This window comes from Rathayibacter sp. VKM Ac-2929 (assembly GCF_022815495.1).
GTDB classification, from domain to species: Bacteria; Actinomycetota; Actinomycetes; order Actinomycetales; family Microbacteriaceae; genus Rathayibacter; species Rathayibacter festucae.
In genome coordinates this window covers 204,453-220,909 of sequence record NZ_JALGRV010000003.1, presented here as the reverse complement: position 1 = coordinate 220,909, position 16,457 = coordinate 204,453, and the positions used below count along the sequence as shown (strand labels likewise).

Here is a 16,457-nt window from a genome sequence, read left to right as displayed (position 1 = left end):
GATCCCGCGCGACGACGCTCAGCGCGCCGCCCACCACTCCTTCAGCCGCCGGGCGGCCTCCTCCTCGCCGAGCGGTCCCTCCTCGAGTCGCAGCTCGAGCAGGAACTTGTACGCGAGTCCGACCTCGCGCCCCGGCGGCAGCTCCAGGATCGCCATGATCTGCGTGCCGTCGAGGTCGGGCCGCTTCGAGGCGAGCTCCTCCTTCTCGGCGAGCTCCGCGATCCGCTGCTCCAGGTCGTCGTAGGCGTGCGCGAGCCGGTCGGCCTTGCGGGTGTTGCGGGTCGTCACGTCGGCCCGGGTCAGGATGTGCAGCCGCTCGAGCAGCGGGCCGGCGTCGGTGACGTAGCGGCGGACGGCCGAGTCGGTCCAGGCACCCTCGGTGTAGCCGAAGAAGCGCAGGTGCAGCTCGATCAACCGGGCGACGTCCGCGATGGTCTGCTTGTCGAACTTCAGCGAGCGCAGCCGCTTGATCGCCAGCTTCGAGCCGACGAGGTCGTGGTGGTAGAAGCTGACCGCTCCGCCCGGCTCCAGCCGCCGCGTCGCCGGCTTGCCGATGTCGTGCAGCAGCGCCGCGATGCGGAGGGTGACGTCCGGCGCCGCGCCGGGGTTCCGCTGTCCCTCCAGCGCGATCGCCTGCTCCAGCACCGTGAGGCTGTGCACGTAGACGTCCTTGTGGTGGTGGTGCTCGTCCTGCTCGAGGCGCAGGGCCGGCAGCTCGGGGAGGAAGTAACCTGCCAGACCGGTGTCGACGAGCAGCTCGAGTCCGGCCCGCGGCGAGGCGGTCGCGAGGAGCTTCCGCAGCTCCTCCTGCACCCGCTCCGCGGAGACGTCGTCGATGCGCGGGGCCAGCTCGGCCATCGCCCACTCGACCTCGTCGGTGGTCCGGAAGCCGAGCTGTGAGGTGAACCGCGCGCCGCGCAGCATCCGCAGCGGGTCGTCGCCGAAGGAGAGGTCGGCCGCGGCGGGCGTGCGCAGCCGGCCCGCGAGCAGGTCCTCCACTCCCCCGGCCGGGTCGACGAGCACGATCTCGGGCAGCCGCAGCGCCATCGCGTTGACGGTGAAGTCGCGGCGCACGAGGTCGCCCTCGAGGCTGTCGCCGAACTCGACTTCGGGCTTGCGGCTGACCCCGTCGTAGCTGTCGCTGCGGTAGGTGGTGATCTCCACCGTCTCGCCGGCGATCCGCGCGCCGATCGTGCCGAACGCCCGGCCGATGTCCCAGTGCGCCTCGGCGATCGGAGCGACGATCCGCACGATGTCGTCGGGCCGCGCCGAGGTCGTGAAGTCGAGGTCGTGCACGCCGTGGCCCAGGAAGGCGTCGCGGACGGGGCCGCCGACCAGCGCGAGCTCGTGGCCCTGCGCGGCGAAAGCCTCCGCGAGCCGGGCCACCGTCGGTGTCGCCGCGAGAGCTCGGAGGGTCTCGAGGGCGGTCTGGACGCTGTGCATCCGGCAGATCCTACCGGGGAGCCGTGACCGGGCCGCGGTGCGCGCCGGAGTGCAACCGCCTCGACCGGTTACGGCTCCTGAGCGACTCCGCAGCGCATCCCGCGGCCCGGCAGACGGCTGCCCGGAGGCCTGCCCGTAGAATCACCCGCATGGAGGCCGAGTGAGTTCGATGCGTCGGCGCGACCTCACCCCCTCCGATCGCCCCCGCCCCCGGCGAGCGGTCCCGCAGCTGCTCCGCTCCGCCGGTGCCGCTGCGCTGTCGATCGCGCTCCTCGGCGGCGCCCTCCCCGCGGCGGCGCACGCCGCTGAGCGCACGGCCCTCGAGTCCGGACAGGCCACCGTCACGGCGACGGTCGGCGCGGCGAACGACGGCGTCCTCCTCCCCGGCGACGACCTCCAGCTCGCGATCTCCGTGCGCAACGGCACCACCGAGTCGATCGACGGCGCGCGCGTCGAGGTCGCGATCGACGAGGACACCCTCGACTCCCGGGCCGAGCTCGCCGAGTGGCTCGACGGCGAGTCCGAGGACGAGGGCACGAGCACCGGCGACGGCGCCGACGTGCGACTGCTCCCCTCCAGCTCCGCCCAGGTCGGCGTCACCGTCCCCGCGGCCTCGCTCCCCTTCTCCACCGACTCGATCCGCGACCCGGAGGCGTTCGGCACCCACGCGATCTCGGTGACCGTCAGCAGCCCCGGTGGCACCGTCGCGACCGCCCGAGGCGTCGTCGAGCTCTCGACCGGCTTCCCCAGCGAGCAGGAGACCGGCGTCAGCGTCCTCGTGCCGCTCACGGTCCCCGACACCGCTGACGGCATGCTCTCCGCCGAGACGCTGCAGGACTACACCCAGACCACCGGCACGCTCTCGCGCCAGCTCGACACCGTCGACGGCCGCGCCGTGACCATCGGAGTGGATCCGCGCATCCTCGCGTCGATCCGGGTCCTCGGCGACACGGCACCGGAGTCGGCGACCGCCTGGCTGGACCGGCTCGAGTCGGTGCCGAACGAGGTCTTCGCCCTGCCCTACGCGGATGCGGACGTCGCCGCCCAGGCGCAGTCCGGCCTGTCCACGCTCCTGGCGCCGACCTCGTTCGAGTACGCGCTCGATCCCACCCTGTTCGCGCCGACGAGCTCGGGGACGCCGACCCCGACGGCGGTTCCCGGCGACTCGACTGCTCAGAACCTCCCCGAGCGCCCGACGACCGAGTCGCTCCTCGCGTTCGACTGGTCGCCGACGGTCGGCCGCATCGCCTGGCCGGACGACGGCACCGTCCGCGCGGCGGATCTCGGCGTGTATGCCACCGGCGGCATGACCCGCACGGTCGTCTCCTCCGACAATCTCGAGCTGCCGGACGGCGTCACCACGACGACCCGAGCCTCCGTCGACGACCACGACGTCATCGTCGCCGACAGTGCCCTCTCCAGCGCCTTCGACCGTGCGGTCAGCGCGAGCACCGACTCGGAGTGGCGCGCGAGCACGGCCGACCTCACCGCCGACCTCGCGCAGGTGCAGCGGGAGGGCGAGTCTCCCGACGTGGTCCTCGCGCTCGACCGCGGCGCGGCGATCGACGGCGTCCGCCTCGCGCAGACCCTCGACGCCGTCGACGCCCTGCCCTGGGCCGAGGGCTCATCGCTCGCCGCCGCCCTCACCTCGCCGGCGACCGAGGACGCGACGATCATCGACAGCCCGGAGTCGGAGCAGCGCCTCGAGGGCGTGTCCGACCTGCTGACCGCGGCCGCCCGCGTGGAGTCGTTCTCGGCCGTCCTCACCGAACCGGAGCTGCTCAGCGGCAAGCGCCGCAATGACCTCCTCGCCCTGCTCGCCGTGACCTGGCGCGAGGACACGGCGGGCTGGCAGGAGGCGGTCACCGCCAGCCGCGAGCAGGCCGACACCACGCTCTCCTCCGTCGCCATCGAGAGCTCCGACAGCGTCACCCAGCTCTCCCGCGACTCCAGCATCCCGGTCTACGTCCGCAACGACCTGCCGTGGCCCGTGACGGTCCGGATCCAGGCCTCGACCTCGAACGCCGTCCTCGACATCGACGAGTCCTCGGTCGAGCCGACGGCGATCGACGCCCGCTCGCAGGGCCGCGTCCTCATTCCCGTGAAGGCACGCGTCGGCAACGGCGAGACCGAGCTCCGGATGCAGCTGACGTCGCAGGACGGCACGCCCATCGGCGCTCCCACCGGCATCGTCACCAACGTCCGCGCCGACTGGGAGACCGTCGGCACCCTGGGCGTCGGCATCCTCCTCGTCCTCGTCTTCGGCGCGGGCATCCTCCGCAACATCCGCCGGCGCCGCCGCGGCGACACCCCCGAGGAGGACGAGGAGGACCCCAACGCCCCGCTCGCCGTCCAGCCGGGCCTCGACGACGACCGAACGGATCCCCGTGGCTAGCTTCTCCCTCGGTCGCGCGAGCGCCGTCCTCGCCTCCGGCACGATGGTCTCGCGGGTCCTCGGCTTCGTGATGTCGCTGGTCTTCACCCAGACGATCGGCCTCGTCGGCCAGGGCGCCGACGCCTTCACCGTCGCCAACGGCCTCCCGAACACGATCTACGCGATCATCGCGGGCGGTGCGCTCAACGCGGTCCTCGTGCCGCAGATCGTGCGCGCCGGCCTCCAGGCCGACGGCGGTCAGCGCTACATCAACAAGCTGCTGACCCTCGCGCTCCTCGTCCTCCTCGGTGCCGCCGTGATCGCGACGCTCGCCGCACCCCTGCTGATCCAGCTGAACGCCTCGCAGTACGGGCCGGAGCAGACCCGCCTCGCCGTCACCTTCGCCTACTGGTGCCTGCCGCAGGTCTTCTTCTACGGGCTGTACACGATCCTCGGCGAGGTGCTCAACGCGCGCGGCTCCTTCGGTCCGTTCACCTGGACCCCGGTCGTGAACAACGTCGTCGCCATCGGCGGGCTCCTGGCCTTCCAGCAGCTCTTCGGCTCCGACGGCAAGGGTCTCCGCACGGCGACGGAGTGGTCGCCCGAGATGATCGCTGTGCTGGCGGGCTCGGCCACCCTCGGAGTGGCACTGCAGGCGATGCTGCTCGTCTTCTTCTGGAAGCGGGTCGGTCTGCGCTACCGCCCCGATTTCAGCGTCCGCGGGGTCGGCCTCGGCCGCGCCGGGAGGATCGCCGTCTGGACCTTCGCGACCCTGCTCCTGACGGTCGCTGCAGGCTTCATCGAGAACAACACCGTGAGCGCCTCCTCGGGCGAGGACGCCTCCGCCACGGCGCTGCAGAAGGCCTGGCTCGTCTTCATGCTCCCGCACTCGGTGATCGCCGTCTCGATCGCCACCGCGTACTACACCAAGATGAGCGGCCACGCCTCGCGCAACGAGATGAAGGACTTCCGGAGCGACATCTCCACCTCGATCCGGGTGGTCGGGCTCTTCCTGTTCTTCGCCACAGCGGCCCTCGTGGTCTGCGCCCGCTCCTTCGCGACGATCTTCGCGCCGACCGATCCCGTCGCCGCCGGGCAGATGGCCATGATCATCACCGCCTACGTCATCGTGCTGCCGCTGTTCTCGACGCTCGCGATCGTGCAGCGCGGGTTCTACGCCCTCAACGACGGCCGTTCGCCGTTCCTCTACACGCTGGTGCAGACCGCGATCATCGTCGTCGGCTGCGGGATCGCCTTCCTCCTCCCCGACGACTCGACCGCGTTCTTCGTCGCGCTCTCGATCTCGGCGGGAGTCGCCGTCCAGGCGCTGATGGCGTGCCTGATGCTCAGGAAGAAGCTCGGCGGCTGGGGCGGGACGCGCATCGTGTTCCGCTTCGCCACCTACGCCGCCGCGACCCTCCCCTCGATCGGCGCCGGCGTCCTGGTGATGTTCGTCCTCGCCCAGGCCGACGACTACCCGGCCGCCGGCTGGCCGCAGGCCCTCATCTCGATGGTGCTCACCGGCGTCGTCATGGCCCTCGTCTACTTCGGCGTGCTCTGGGTCCTCCGCGTCCCGGAGCTGCGCGCGATGGCCGCGCCGCTGCTCCGCCGCCTCGGGCGCTGACGCGGCACGGGACGCCCGAGCGTTCCTGAGAGCCGTCGTCGCGACACTGGGACGTCACCGGACCGGTGGTGCGCCCCCGGGCGCGACGTGGAAGGGTGGGGGCGTCCTCCGGCAGAGCCGCCTCCCCCCTCCTCCCTCCCGCCGATCCGGAAGGCGCGATGCGCTCCACCTTCGTCCTGCTCCGCGTGCTCGTCGCGGCCGCCGTCCTCACCGCGACCACGGTGAGCTTCCTCGACTCCCACGCCTTCTGGGTCGAGGCCCGCTTCCGCGACCGCGCCACCCTCGCCGCCAACTTCTTCAGCTACATCACCGTCGAGGTCTGCCTGCTCGCAGTCGTCGTCCTGCTGATCGGCGCCGTCGTCCTCGCCCGCGGCGCCCTGCCGGAACCGCGCTGGTTCGCCTGGCTGCGGGCCGGAGTCGTCACCTACATGGTCGTGATCGGAGTGGTCTACAACCTGCTCCTGCGCGGCACGGTGGTCACCGGCGCCGGTGCCGGTCAGGACTGGACCAACGAGGTCATGCACGTCATGGCGCCGCTCGCGCTGATCCTCGACTGGCTCTTCGCGCCCGGCCGGCGCCGCCTCTCCTGGGCGGTCGTCCCGGCGCTGCTCGCGTTCCCGGTCGCCTGGTTCGTCTACACGATCATCCGGGCGCCCCTCGTCTACGACCAGATGAAGCACGAGCAGGTCTGGTACCCGTACCCCTTCCTCGATCCGCGCCTGGCGGACCCGCCGATCGTCCCCGGTGGGATGATCGCGGTGGTGTTCTACGTCGTCGCGATGACGGCGGTCTTCGCCTCGGCCGGCTGGCTGACGGTCCTGATCTCGCGCCGGTCGATCGGGCAGCGCGGCACTCCCGCGGGCTCGGCGGAGAAAGAGCCGGTCAACGCGGCTTTCTGAGCCGTCTCGCGGAGAGCCGTTCGGCGACCCTGACCGCGGGCCGAGTGCCCCGGACGCCGCGGAATAGGCCCCGCCTAGGATGTGTTGTAGCCCCTGGAGCCCGGGAACGACAGAGCGAGCGGGACCGGCTCCGCGGATCCGCTCCCAGCACCGGATCCGGGCAGACCACCCCCTCCGGCGGACCGCCGGATCAGCCCCGCTCAGCACAGACCTCGAGGAGTTGCCGTGCGCGACATCGTCATCATCGGATCCGGCCCCGCAGGCTGGACGGCCGCCATCTACGCGGCGCGCGCCGATCTGCACCCGGTGGTCGTCGCCTCGTCCGTCGAGATCGGCGGCGACCTGATGAACACCACCGACGTCGAGAACTTCCCCGGCTTCCCGGACGGCGTCCTCGGCCCGGAGCTGATGACGGCCATGCAGAAGCAGGCCGAGAAGTTCGGCGCGGACACCTTCTACGACGACGTCGTCTCCCTCGACCTCGAGGGAGAGACCAAGACGATCCACCTCGGCTCCGGCGAGAGCATCGAGGCGAAGACCGTCGTCGTCGCGACCGGCTCCGCGTACCGCAAGCTCGGCCTGCACGACGAGGACCGCCTCTCGGGACACGGTGTCTCATGGTGCGCCACCTGCGACGGCTTCTTCTTCAAGGGCAAGACCATCGCTGTCGTCGGCGGCGGCGACTCCGCGATGGAGGAGGCGACCTTCCTCACCAAGTTCGCCGAGAAGGTCTACGTCATCCACCGCAAGGACTCGCTCCGCGCCTCCAAGGTCATGCAGAAGCGCGCCCGCGACAACGAGAAGATCGAGTTCGTCTGGAACACCGAGGTCACCGGCATCACCGGTGAGAACCACGTCAACGGCGTCAAGCTGCGCAACACGGTCGACGGCACCGAGTCGAAGCTCGAGCTCGACGGCCTCTTCATCGCGATCGGCAACGACCCGCGCACCCACATCGTCCACGGCAAGCTCGACCTGACGACCGACGGCACCATCGCCGTCACCGGCCGCTCGTCGCAGACCTCCGTGGCGGGCGTCTTCGCCGCCGGCGACGTGATCGACCCGACCTACCGTCAGGCCGTCACCGCCGCCGCTTCGGGCACCGTCGCCGCCCTCGACGCCGAGCACTACCTCGCCGCCCTCACCGATGGCATCGCCAGCACCGAGGGCACTCCGGCCGCCGAGCTCCTCACCCTCTAGCCCTCCCACCACCCGCACTCGAGTCGGCGCCGCCGGCTCACGAAGGAGAAAATCGTCATGTCCACCGCGAAGAGCGTCACCGACGCATCGTTCCAGGCCGATGTCCTCGACTCCGAGAAGACCGTCCTGGTCGACTTCTGGGCCGAGTGGTGCGGCCCCTGCCGCATGGTCGCCCCGATCCTCGACCAGATCTCGGCCGAGCACGGCGACAAGATCGAGATCGTCAAGCTGAACGTCGACGAGAACCCGCAGATCGCCGCGAAGTACCAGATCACCTCGATCCCGGCGATGAAGGTCTACCAGAAGGGCGAGGTCGTCAAGACCGTCATCGGCGCCAAGCCGAAGCCCGCCCTCGAGGCCGACCTGGCCGCGTTCCTCTGAGTTCGACTCCCGACGGTTCGACCGTCTGACGAAGCCCCTGCGCCCCTGTGACGCGGGGGCTTCGTCGTTACTGGCCGCTCCTCATGTTTCACGTGAAACGGCCGCAGAAGGCAGGCCACGGCCCGCACAGTGGCGTCCCCCTCCCCCTGTCCTCCTGAACCCCGCCGAGTAGTCTGGATCGATCCGGCTGACGGTCGGAGACCCTGTCCATCGAGCGGAGCGACATCACCGTGATCAACGCCGGCACCAACCTCGATCCCTGGTACGACTCCTACGCGGAGCGCACGGCCGGCCTCGCGGCCAGCGAGGTCCGAGCACTGTTCGCTGTCGCCTCCCGCCCCGAGGTGGTCTCGCTCGCCGGCGGCATGCCGTTCGTCTCCGCCCTCCCCCAGGACCTCGTCACCGACGCGATGGCGACCGTGATGCGCGAGCAGGGACCCGTCGCGCTGCAGTACGGCTCCGGTCAGGGCGTCCCGGTGCTGCGCGAGCAGATCCTCGAGGTGATGGCGCTCGAGGGCATCTCGGCCAGCGCGGACGACGTCGTGGTGACCACCGGCTCGCAGCACGCCCTCGAGCTCGTCTCGAAGCTGTTCCTCGACCCGGGCGACGTCGTCCTCTCCGAGGGCCCGAGCTACGTCACCGCCATGGTGATCTTCCGCTCGTACCAGGCCGAGATCGAGCACGTGGCGATGGACGAGCACGGACTGATCCCCGAGGCGCTGCGCGAGCACATCGCCCACGTGCGCGCCGCCGGCAAGCGGATCAAGTTCCTCTACACGATCCCCACCTTCCACAACCCGGCGGGAGTCACGCTGAGCTGGGACCGGCGGGTCGAGATCCTCGAGATCTGCAAGAGCGAGGGCATCCTCGTGCTCGAGGACAACCCCTACGGTCTGCTCTACTTCGAGGACGTGCCGCCGAAGGCGATGCGCTCCCTCGAGGAGGACGGCGTGATCTACCTCGGCACCTTCTCGAAGACTCTGGCGCCCGGCTTCCGCATCGGCTGGGCGCTGGCGCCGCACGCCATCCGCGAGCGGCTGATCCTCGCGAACGAGGCGGCGGTGCTCAGCCCGTCGTCCTTCAGTCAGCTCGTGATCTCGCAGTATCTGGCGACGGCGGACTGGCGCGCGCAGATCGACACCTTCCGCGGTGTCTACCGCGAGCGCAAGGAGGCGATGATCCGCGGGCTCGAGACGCACCTCCCCGGTCTCAGCTGGACGAATCCGAACGGCGGCTTCTACGTCTGGGTCACCCTCCCCGAGGAGCTCGACTCGAAGGCGATGCTGCCGCGCGCGGTCAAGGAGCTGATCGCCTACACGCCCGGCACGGCCTTCTTCGGCAACGGCGACGGGCGGCAGAACATCCGGCTGTCCTTCTGCTACCCGACTCCCGAGCGCATCGGCGACGGCATCCGCCGCCTCGCGACGGTCATCAACGGCGAACTCGACCTGCTGTCCACCTTCGCCGACGCCCGAGTGCGGAGAGGCGCCGGCGTCGATCAGCGCGACGCCGTCCTCCCGCCCCAGATCTCCTGACTCCGTGATCCACGAACGACAGAAGGCCCGGTCATGACCGATTTCTCCACCCTCGACCGCACCCTCGACATCGTCGTGATCAGCGGCGGCATCAGCCACGAGCGCGACGTCTCCCTGCGCTCCGGCCGTCGCGTCGCCGACCGCCTCTCGGCCATGGGGCACCGTGTCGCCCACCGCGAACCGGATTCCGGTCTCCTGGCGGCGCTGCTCGACCAGCGTCCCGACGTGATCTGGCCCGCCGTCCACGGCGCGAGCGGCGAGGACGGTGCTCTGCTCGGCCTGCTCGAGGCGGCCGGCTTCCCCTACGTGGGCTCGCGCACGGACGCCGCCCGCCTCGCGTGGTTCAAGCCGACCGCGAAGACGCTCGTCGCGCGGGCCGGCATCGCCACTCCTCGCTCGATCACCCTCCCCCGCGAGACGTTCCGCGAGCTCGGCGCCGCAGGCATCCTCGATCAGGTCCGCGCGCACCTTCCCGGCCCGCTCGTCGTCAAGCCGGCGCAGGGCGGCTCCGCCCAGGGCGTGAGCATCGTGACGGAGACCGACGAGCTTCCGCGTGCGATGGTCGACGCCTACACCTACGGCGAGGTCGCGCTCATCGAGCAGCAGATCATCGGGACCGAGGTCTCCGTCGGTGTCCTCGACCTCGGTGACGGCCCCTTCGCTCTCCCCCCGGTCGAGATCGCCCCGGTTGCGGGTCGCTACACCTTCGAGGCCCGCTACAACGCGGGCGAGACCCGCTTCTACACCCCGGCCCGCCTCCCGGACGAGGCTCTCGACGACGCCTCCCGCGTCGCGGTCGCCGTCCACGAGCTGCTCGGCCTGCGCCACCTCTCCCGCATCGACTTCATCGTCGACCCCGACGGCCTCCCCTGGTTCTTCGACGCCAACGTCCTCCCCGGCATGACCGAGACCTCCCTCGTCCCCCAAGCCATCGAGGCCTCCGGCCGCTACCTCGGCGACGTCTACTCCACCCTCGCCCGCCTGGCTCTCACCCATTAGCCCCCCCGTTTCACGTGAAACATCCGGGCCCGCCGCTCCGGTCGTGCGGAGCGTCAGCCCCACCTCCGTTTCACGTGAAACGCTCCATGCTGGTCGAATAGCCGCCTCCGGCGGCGTATCGAGACCCACCCGCCTCCCCCCAGCTACCGCCAGGAGCAGGGGGCCCGGTGTCGATACGGCGCTGCGCGCCTACTCGACCAACATGCTGCCGCCTGCGAAGTACCGCACGGGGCCAGGCTCTTCCACAGGCCTCGTCCCGGCAGAACATGCTGGTCGAGTAGCCGCCCACGGCGGCGTATCGAGACCCCATTCATGAGTACAACGATCGCCAGCATCGGCGGGCTCGGTCTCGATACGGCGCTGCGCGCCTACTCGACCAACATGGTCCCGAATGCGGAGGACAAAGGGAAGCCAGGCACCCCTCATGCCTTGCTCCCGCAAAGCATGCTGGTCGAGTAGCCGCCACCGGCGGCGTATCGAGACCTACCCGCCAACAGCCCGGTTCGCTCCAGAACTGCACGCGCCGGTCTCGATATGGCGCTCTGCACCCACTCCACCCGCAAGAGGCGAAGGCAGCTCAAGAGCTGGCCACTTCACCATGCTGGACGAGTAGCCGCGTCAACGGCGTCTCAAGACCCGGCCCCGTACGCACACCGTTTCACGTGAAACGGCCGCGCACCTCACGGCGCCAGCGACACCTCGGTCGGCTCACCGATCTCGGCCAGAATGCGGTTCAGATCATGGATGGTCGCGAAGTCGATGACCACCTGCCCCTTGCGGGCTCCCAGCGTCACCTTCACCCGCGTATTCAACCGGTCGCCGAGGTGGTCCGCCACCGTGCTGAGGTGCCCGGCATGACCGCCCTGCTCCTCCTCCGGCTCGCGCGAGGTGGTCTTCGGAGCCTTCATCTGCGCAGCAGCAGCCTCAGCGGCCCGCACCGACAGGTCCTCGTTGACGATCTTGTCCGCGAGCCGGCGCATGAGCTCCGGCGTCTCCACGGACAGCACCGCACGCGCGTGCCCCGCGCTGAGCACGCCGGCAGCCACCCGAGCCTGCACATCGGCGGGGAGCCGCAACAGTCGCAGCGTGTTCGAGATCTGCGGGCGCGATCGGCCGAGGCGCGTCGCCAGCGCCTCCTGCGTGATGCCGAAGTCGCTCAGCAGCTGCTGGTACGCAGAGGCCTCTTCGAGCGGGTTCAGCTCGGCGCGGTGCAGGTTCTCCAGGAGCGCGTCCCGGAGCATGTTCTCGTCCGCCGTGTCCTTGACCACCGCGGGGATGGTCTTCAGGCCGGCGGCCTTGGAGGCGCGGAAGCGCCGCTCCCCCATCACCAGCTCGTACTTCGCGCCCTTGCGCCCGGTGACAGGCCGCACCACGATCGGCTGCAGCACCCCGAACTCGCGGATGCTGTGCACCAGCTCGGCCAGCTCGTCCTGGTCGAAGACCGACCGGGGCTGCGCCGCGTTCGGCACGATCTCCGACAGCGACAGCTGCGCCAGCCGTGCGCCGGGTACCTGCAGCAGCTCGTCCTCGGCGTTCGCTGCACCCACCTGATCCGGGAAGAAGACGTCGACGGGCCGCGAGCGGGTGTCGTCGCTGACCGGGATCAGGGCGCCGATGCCCCGGCCGAGTCCTGTGCGCTTGGTCGCCATCAGCGGTCCTCTCCATCGGGCGTCGCCGCCGGGGTCTTGGGTACGCCTCGGCGCGCGATCTCCGCCGCCGCCTCGAGATACGCGAGGGAACCGGACGACTGCGGGTCGTAGCTGATCACGCTCTGCCCGTAGGACGGCGCCTCCGAGATCCGCACGTTGCGCGGGATCACGGCGCGCAGCACCTCCTTCGGGAAGTGCTCGCGCACATCCGCCGCGACCTGGTTGGACAGGTTCGTCCGCCCGTCGAACATCGTCAGCAGGATCGTCGAAACCGCCAGGTTCGGGTTGAGGTGCCGCTCGATCAGGTCGATGTTCTTCAGCAGCTGACTGAGACCCTCGAGCGCGTAGTACTCGCACTGGATCGGGATCAGCACCTCGCGCGCCGCGACGAACGCGTTGATCGTCAGCAGCCCGAGCGACGGCGGGCAGTCGATGAAGACGTAGTCGAACGGCTCGTCCATCCCCTTGAGCATCCGGTCCAGCGCGCGGCGGAGCCGCTGCTCGCGCGCGACGAGGGAGACCAGCTCGATCTCGGCGCCGGCAAGATGGATCGTCGCCGGAACCCCGTAGAGCGAGGCGAACTCCGGGCTCTTCTGCACGACGTCCGCGAGGGGCGTGTCGTTCACGATCACGTCGTAGACGCTCGCCGTCTCGGCCCGGTGCTCGATCCCGAGCGCCGTCGAGGCATTGCCCTGCGGGTCCAGGTCGATGACCAGGACCTTCGCGTCGCCCCGAGCGAGCCCCGCGGCCAGATTGACGGTGGTCGTGGTCTTGCCGACGCCGCCCTTCTGGTTGGAGATCGTGATGACGCGGGTCGTCTCCGGCTTCGGCAGCGGCTGCGCGTTGAGCAGCGCGCGCCGGCGCGTCATGTCCGCGATCTCGCGGGCGAGCGGGGTCGAGGCGTCGAAACCTCCGGTCAGTCCGGCGGGGTCGGATCGTTTCACGTGAAACCTTCGCTCAGCGGGTGGAAGTGGGGCAGCACCGAGGAACCGACAGTCGAGGATTCAGGGGATCGCGTGCGACGTCGTGGCGATCATCCCACTTTAGCTCGGACGACCCTCGTCACCTCGGAGAGCACGCCGTCGCCGAGCACGACGACCTCGGGCGGGGAGAGCTTGAAGCGACGGATCTGCTTGGCCGCGGCCTCGATCTCCTTCTCGGCGTTGATGCCCTTCAGCAGGACGAGCTCGCCGCCCGGTCGCAGCAGCGGTGCCGTCAACGGAATCAGCTTCGAGAGAGCACTGACCGCGCGCGCCGTGACCTGATCCAGCGGCTCCGCCAGCCGGACCTCCTCGGCGCGGGCCCGCAGAACCGAGACATTCTCGAGTTCGAGCGCGTCGACCTGCTCCTGCAGCCACAGCACCCGGCGCTCCATCGGCTCGATCAGCACGAAGCGGACGTCCGGCCGTACGATGCCCAGCACGACGCCGGGGAGGCCGGCACCACTGCCGACATCACCCACGAGCCCCGGACGCAGGAGAGGGGCCACCAGGGCGCTGTTGAGCACGTGCCGCGTCCACAGGCGCGGGAGCTCCAGCGGACCGATGAGGCCCCGCTCCTCCCCCTCGCGGGCGAGCGCCTCCGTGAAGCGCCGCAGGACGGGCAGTCGCTCACCGGCGATCGCGGCGGCAGCAGCGGGCTCCGGCTCGAGGGTCGGCTCCACGGCGCTCAGCCGCGGGTGATGACGGTGTGGCGCTCGCGGGCCTCGCCGCGCGACTCCGACACGAAACCGCGCTCGCCGACCATGTCGTGGACGAGCTTGCGCTCGTAGGACGACATCGGGGGCAGCGACGCCGACGTCGCGCCCTCCTCGATGCGCTCGATCGCCCGGTCGACCAGCTGGGCCAGCTCGGCCTCGCGGGCGTCCCGGGAACCGCCGATGTCGAGGATGAGCCGCGAGAAGCCGCCCGTCCTCGTCTGCACCGCGAGGCGCGTGAGCTCCTGCAGCGCCTGGACCGCGTCCGGGCGGGAGAGCACGCGCAGGTTGGTGTCGCCGGAGGCCGTGACCGACAGGTAGGCGCGGCCGTTGCGGACCTCGATGTCGATGTCGCCGTCGAGGTCGCAGATGTCGAGGAACTCCTCGATGTAGTCCGCGGCGACGTCGCCCTCCTCCTCGAGCTGCGACAGCGTCGGCACGGCACCGCCGTCGGCGGAGGACGCCCGCGGAGCGAGCTCCTCGTCGGCCGGAGCCTGCGCGTCCGGGGCCGCCGGAGCACCGGTGAACATCTGCGTCGAATCGGTCATTCTGGGGGCCTACTTCTTTCCGGCTTGCTTCTTGGAGCGGTTCTTGCTGACGGGCTGCGCGCGCTGCACGACCTTCTTCTCGACGAGCGTGACGGTGCCGGCGTCGGTCGTCTCCTCGACGAGCTTGCCCTTGCGGCGCAGGCGCTCCTCGCGGGCCTTCGCGGCCTCGCTGCCGGGGGTCGGCATGTTCCGGATGACGATGAACTGCTGGACCATCGTCCAGATGTTCGAGGTCAGCCAGTAGAACATGACGCCGAGGGGGAAGGCGAAGCCCGAGAAGGCGAAGACGAGCGGGAGGATGTAGAGCAGGATCCGCTGCTGCTTGAACGTCGGCGAGGCCTTGGCCTCGGGCGACATGTTCTTCGAGACGATCTGCAGCTGGGTGATGAACTGCGAGGCGGTCATCAGGACCACCATGACGACGGCGATGACGACGACGAGCTCCTGGCCGCCCTCCGCGAGCGCACCCTGGATCGACTGGTGCAGCGGGGCGATGCCGAAGAGGTTGGCCTCACCGAACTGGCGGGCGAGGACGTCGTCCAGCGGACCGACGCCGCGCTGGCTGTGCTGCGCCGAGTTCAGCACAGAGAACAGGCTGAAGAAGATCGGCATCTGGATCAGCAGCGGGAGGCACGAGGCGAGCGGGTTGGTGCCCGTCTTCTTGTAGAGCTCCATCGTCTCGCGGGACATCGCCTCGCGGGACAGCTGGTCGCGCTTGCCCTTGTACTTGTCCTGGATCTTCTTGAGCTGCGGCGCCACCTCCATCATGCGGCGCTGGCTCTTGATCTGCTTGACGAAGATCGGGATGAGCGCGGCGCGGATGACGAGGACCAGCCCCACGATCGACAGCACCCAGGTGATGCCGGCCGCCGCATCGAGGCCGGTGAAGGTCAGCAGCTGGTGGAAGGCGACGAGGAGCAGCTCGACCACCCACTTGAGGGGCCAGAGAATCGTGCCGAGGAGGTCCATGGGAGGGGGTCAGTCCTTTCGAGGGCCCGCGACGAACCCGAGACGCGTCACGGCGAAGCGGGTCCGGCCGGGAGCCGGTCGGTGCAGGGGGATCGAGGTCGGCACGTCGTCGACCCCGCCGGCCGCCCACGGGTGGCAGCGGAGGAGTCGGCGGGCGCCGAGGACGGACCCGAGGACGAGCCCGTGGAGCTGGACCGCCTGGAGTGCGTAGGAGGAGCACGACGGGTAGTAGCGGCAGACGTCGCCGTACAGCGGCGAGATCACCGCCCGGTACACGACGAGCAGCAGGATGCCGATGTTGCGCGGCAGCAGGAGGAGGAACCAGCCCAGGCGGGCGGTCCAGGAGGCCGCGGGCGACGATCCGGGAGCGGTGACGACCGGTGCGGCCGTGGACGGGGCGGCCGTCACCGGAGCGCCTCGCCTGTGCGGACGGCGCGCGCACGGGTGACGGCGGCGACCACGTCCTGCCGCAGCGCGGACCACGGAGCGTCGGCGCTGCCGGGCAGTGCCCGGACGACCACGTCGGTCCCGGACTCCAGCATCGGCACGAGCTCGAAGGCGACGGCCTTGAGCCGGCGCCGCACGGTGTTCCGCTTCACGGCCGTCCCGACCGTCTTGGCCACGATGAAGCCGAACCGCACCGGTGCGTCGCCGGAGGACCTCCGGACATACGTGACGGTGTGCGGTCCCGTGGACCGCACACCGCGACGGACGACTGCCCGGTACTCGCCACCGAGGACGATGCGATGGGCTCTGGCCAGCACCGCTGGACGGAATCGCTAGGCGCTACGCCGAGAGCTCGGTGCGGCCCTTGGCGCGGCGAGCGCTCAGGATGCCGCGACCGGCGCGCGTGCGCATGCGCAGACGGAAGCCGTGCACCTTGGCGCGACGACGGTTGTTCGGCTGGAAGGTTCGCTTGCTCATAGTCAGATCTCCACGTACGGGTTCCGCGGTGCGAGCGGGGCTCCACGCCGGTGGCGGGGGCTCCGGTTCGTCCGGGAAGAGGGGGTGCCCGGGTGCCGATCGGCCCGATCCGCGAGGACCGTGCTCCCGACGCCGGGCAGGCGTCAACTGACTTAAACTACGTCCTCCGCCGCCACCGGTCAAATGTGCGCCGGGCGAAACCTCGATTCTGCACAC

17 protein-coding genes are annotated in these 16,457 nt (G+C 70.3%); 8 read left to right on the top strand and 9 right to left on the bottom strand.

Annotated features, from left to right (window positions below; genetic code table 11):
- Nucleotides 1-18: 18 nt before the first annotated feature.
- Nucleotides 19-1,443 carry a CCA tRNA nucleotidyltransferase gene (locus MT355_RS10160; RefSeq protein ID WP_132437309.1) on the bottom strand — a complete coding sequence of 475 codons (1,425 nt, stop codon included), beginning with the start codon at nt 1,441-1,443 and terminating at the stop codon, nt 19-21.
- Nucleotides 1,444-1,612: 169 nt separating this feature from the next.
- Here MT355_RS10160 and MT355_RS10155 point away from each other — a divergent pair, with 169 nt between their 5' ends.
- The 8 genes from MT355_RS10155 (at nt 1,613) to MT355_RS10120 (ending at nt 10,914) form a co-directional block, all read left to right on the top strand.
- Nucleotides 1,613-3,838 carry a DUF6049 family protein gene (locus MT355_RS10155; RefSeq protein ID WP_243599790.1) on the top strand — a complete coding sequence of 742 codons (2,226 nt, stop codon included), beginning with the start codon at nt 1,613-1,615 and terminating at the stop codon, nt 3,836-3,838.
- A complete protein-coding gene (gene murJ / locus MT355_RS10150) occupies nt 3,831-5,441 on the top strand; it encodes a murein biosynthesis integral membrane protein MurJ (RefSeq protein WP_243599422.1) in 1,611 nt (536 codons plus the stop codon). The genes MT355_RS10155 and murJ overlap by 8 nt, the downstream gene beginning before the upstream one ends.
- A 158-nt stretch (nt 5,442-5,599) precedes the next feature.
- Nucleotides 5,600-6,340 (top strand): Pr6Pr family membrane protein, encoded by a 741-nt coding sequence (locus MT355_RS10145; RefSeq protein ID WP_243599421.1) that lies wholly within the window; start codon nt 5,600-5,602, stop codon nt 6,338-6,340.
- Nucleotides 6,341-6,565: 225 nt separating this feature from the next.
- Nucleotides 6,566-7,540 carry a thioredoxin-disulfide reductase gene (gene trxB / locus MT355_RS10140; RefSeq protein ID WP_123736143.1) on the top strand — a complete coding sequence of 325 codons (975 nt, stop codon included), beginning with the start codon at nt 6,566-6,568 and terminating at the stop codon, nt 7,538-7,540.
- A gap of 57 nt (nt 7,541-7,597) precedes the next feature.
- Complete coding sequence (gene trxA / locus MT355_RS10135; protein WP_123447267.1) at nt 7,598-7,921, top strand: thioredoxin; 324 nt, start codon at nt 7,598-7,600, stop codon at nt 7,919-7,921.
- Nucleotides 7,922-8,151: 230 nt separating this feature from the next.
- Complete coding sequence (locus MT355_RS10130) at nt 8,152-9,456, top strand: PLP-dependent aminotransferase family protein (RefSeq protein ID WP_374204653.1); 1,305 nt, start codon at nt 8,152-8,154, stop codon at nt 9,454-9,456.
- Between the two features lie 33 nt (nt 9,457-9,489).
- Complete coding sequence (locus MT355_RS10125; RefSeq protein ID WP_243599420.1) at nt 9,490-10,455, top strand: D-alanine--D-alanine ligase; 966 nt, start codon at nt 9,490-9,492, stop codon at nt 10,453-10,455.
- Nucleotides 10,456-10,767: 312 nt separating this feature from the next.
- Nucleotides 10,768-10,914 (top strand): hypothetical protein, encoded by a 147-nt coding sequence (locus tag MT355_RS10120; RefSeq protein ID WP_243599419.1) that lies wholly within the window; start codon nt 10,768-10,770, stop codon nt 10,912-10,914.
- Between the two features lie 221 nt (nt 10,915-11,135).
- On the opposite strand, the gene MT355_RS10115 is transcribed toward MT355_RS10120, so the two are convergent.
- From MT355_RS10115 to rpmH, 8 genes are all read right to left on the bottom strand, one after another.
- Entirely contained in the window at nt 11,136-12,104 is a 969-nt protein-coding gene (locus MT355_RS10115) for a ParB/RepB/Spo0J family partition protein (protein WP_243599418.1), read from the bottom strand.
- Nucleotides 12,104-12,973: a ParA family protein gene (locus tag MT355_RS10110; RefSeq protein WP_123706250.1), complete on the bottom strand. Its 870-nt coding sequence runs from the start codon at nt 12,971-12,973 to the stop codon at nt 12,104-12,106. Before MT355_RS10110 ends, MT355_RS10115 begins: the two co-directional genes overlap by 1 nt.
- Nucleotides 12,974-13,137: 164 nt before the next feature.
- Entirely contained in the window at nt 13,138-13,767 is a 630-nt protein-coding gene (rsmG, locus tag MT355_RS10105) for a 16S rRNA (guanine(527)-N(7))-methyltransferase RsmG (RefSeq protein WP_243599417.1), read from the bottom strand.
- A 5-nt stretch (nt 13,768-13,772) separates the two neighbouring features.
- Nucleotides 13,773-14,348 carry a R3H domain-containing nucleic acid-binding protein gene (locus MT355_RS10100; protein WP_243599416.1) on the bottom strand — a complete coding sequence of 192 codons (576 nt, stop codon included), beginning with the start codon at nt 14,346-14,348 and terminating at the stop codon, nt 13,773-13,775.
- A gap of 9 nt (nt 14,349-14,357) precedes the next feature.
- Nucleotides 14,358-15,317, bottom strand: a complete 960-nt coding sequence (gene yidC, locus MT355_RS10095; RefSeq protein WP_123447263.1) for a membrane protein insertase YidC — start codon at nt 15,315-15,317, stop codon at nt 14,358-14,360.
- A 9-nt stretch (nt 15,318-15,326) separates the two neighbouring features.
- A complete protein-coding gene (gene yidD / locus MT355_RS10090) occupies nt 15,327-15,647 on the bottom strand; it encodes a membrane protein insertion efficiency factor YidD (protein ID WP_132437452.1) in 321 nt (106 codons plus the stop codon).
- A gap of 74 nt (nt 15,648-15,721) precedes the next feature.
- Nucleotides 15,722-16,081 carry a ribonuclease P protein component gene (gene rnpA, locus MT355_RS10085; protein WP_308197345.1) on the bottom strand — a complete coding sequence of 120 codons (360 nt, stop codon included), beginning with the start codon at nt 16,079-16,081 and terminating at the stop codon, nt 15,722-15,724.
- Nucleotides 16,082-16,103: 22 nt separating this feature from the next.
- Nucleotides 16,104-16,241: a 50S ribosomal protein L34 gene (rpmH, locus tag MT355_RS10080; RefSeq protein WP_055784512.1), complete on the bottom strand. Its 138-nt coding sequence runs from the start codon at nt 16,239-16,241 to the stop codon at nt 16,104-16,106.
- Between the last annotated feature and the right edge of the window lie 216 nt (nt 16,242-16,457).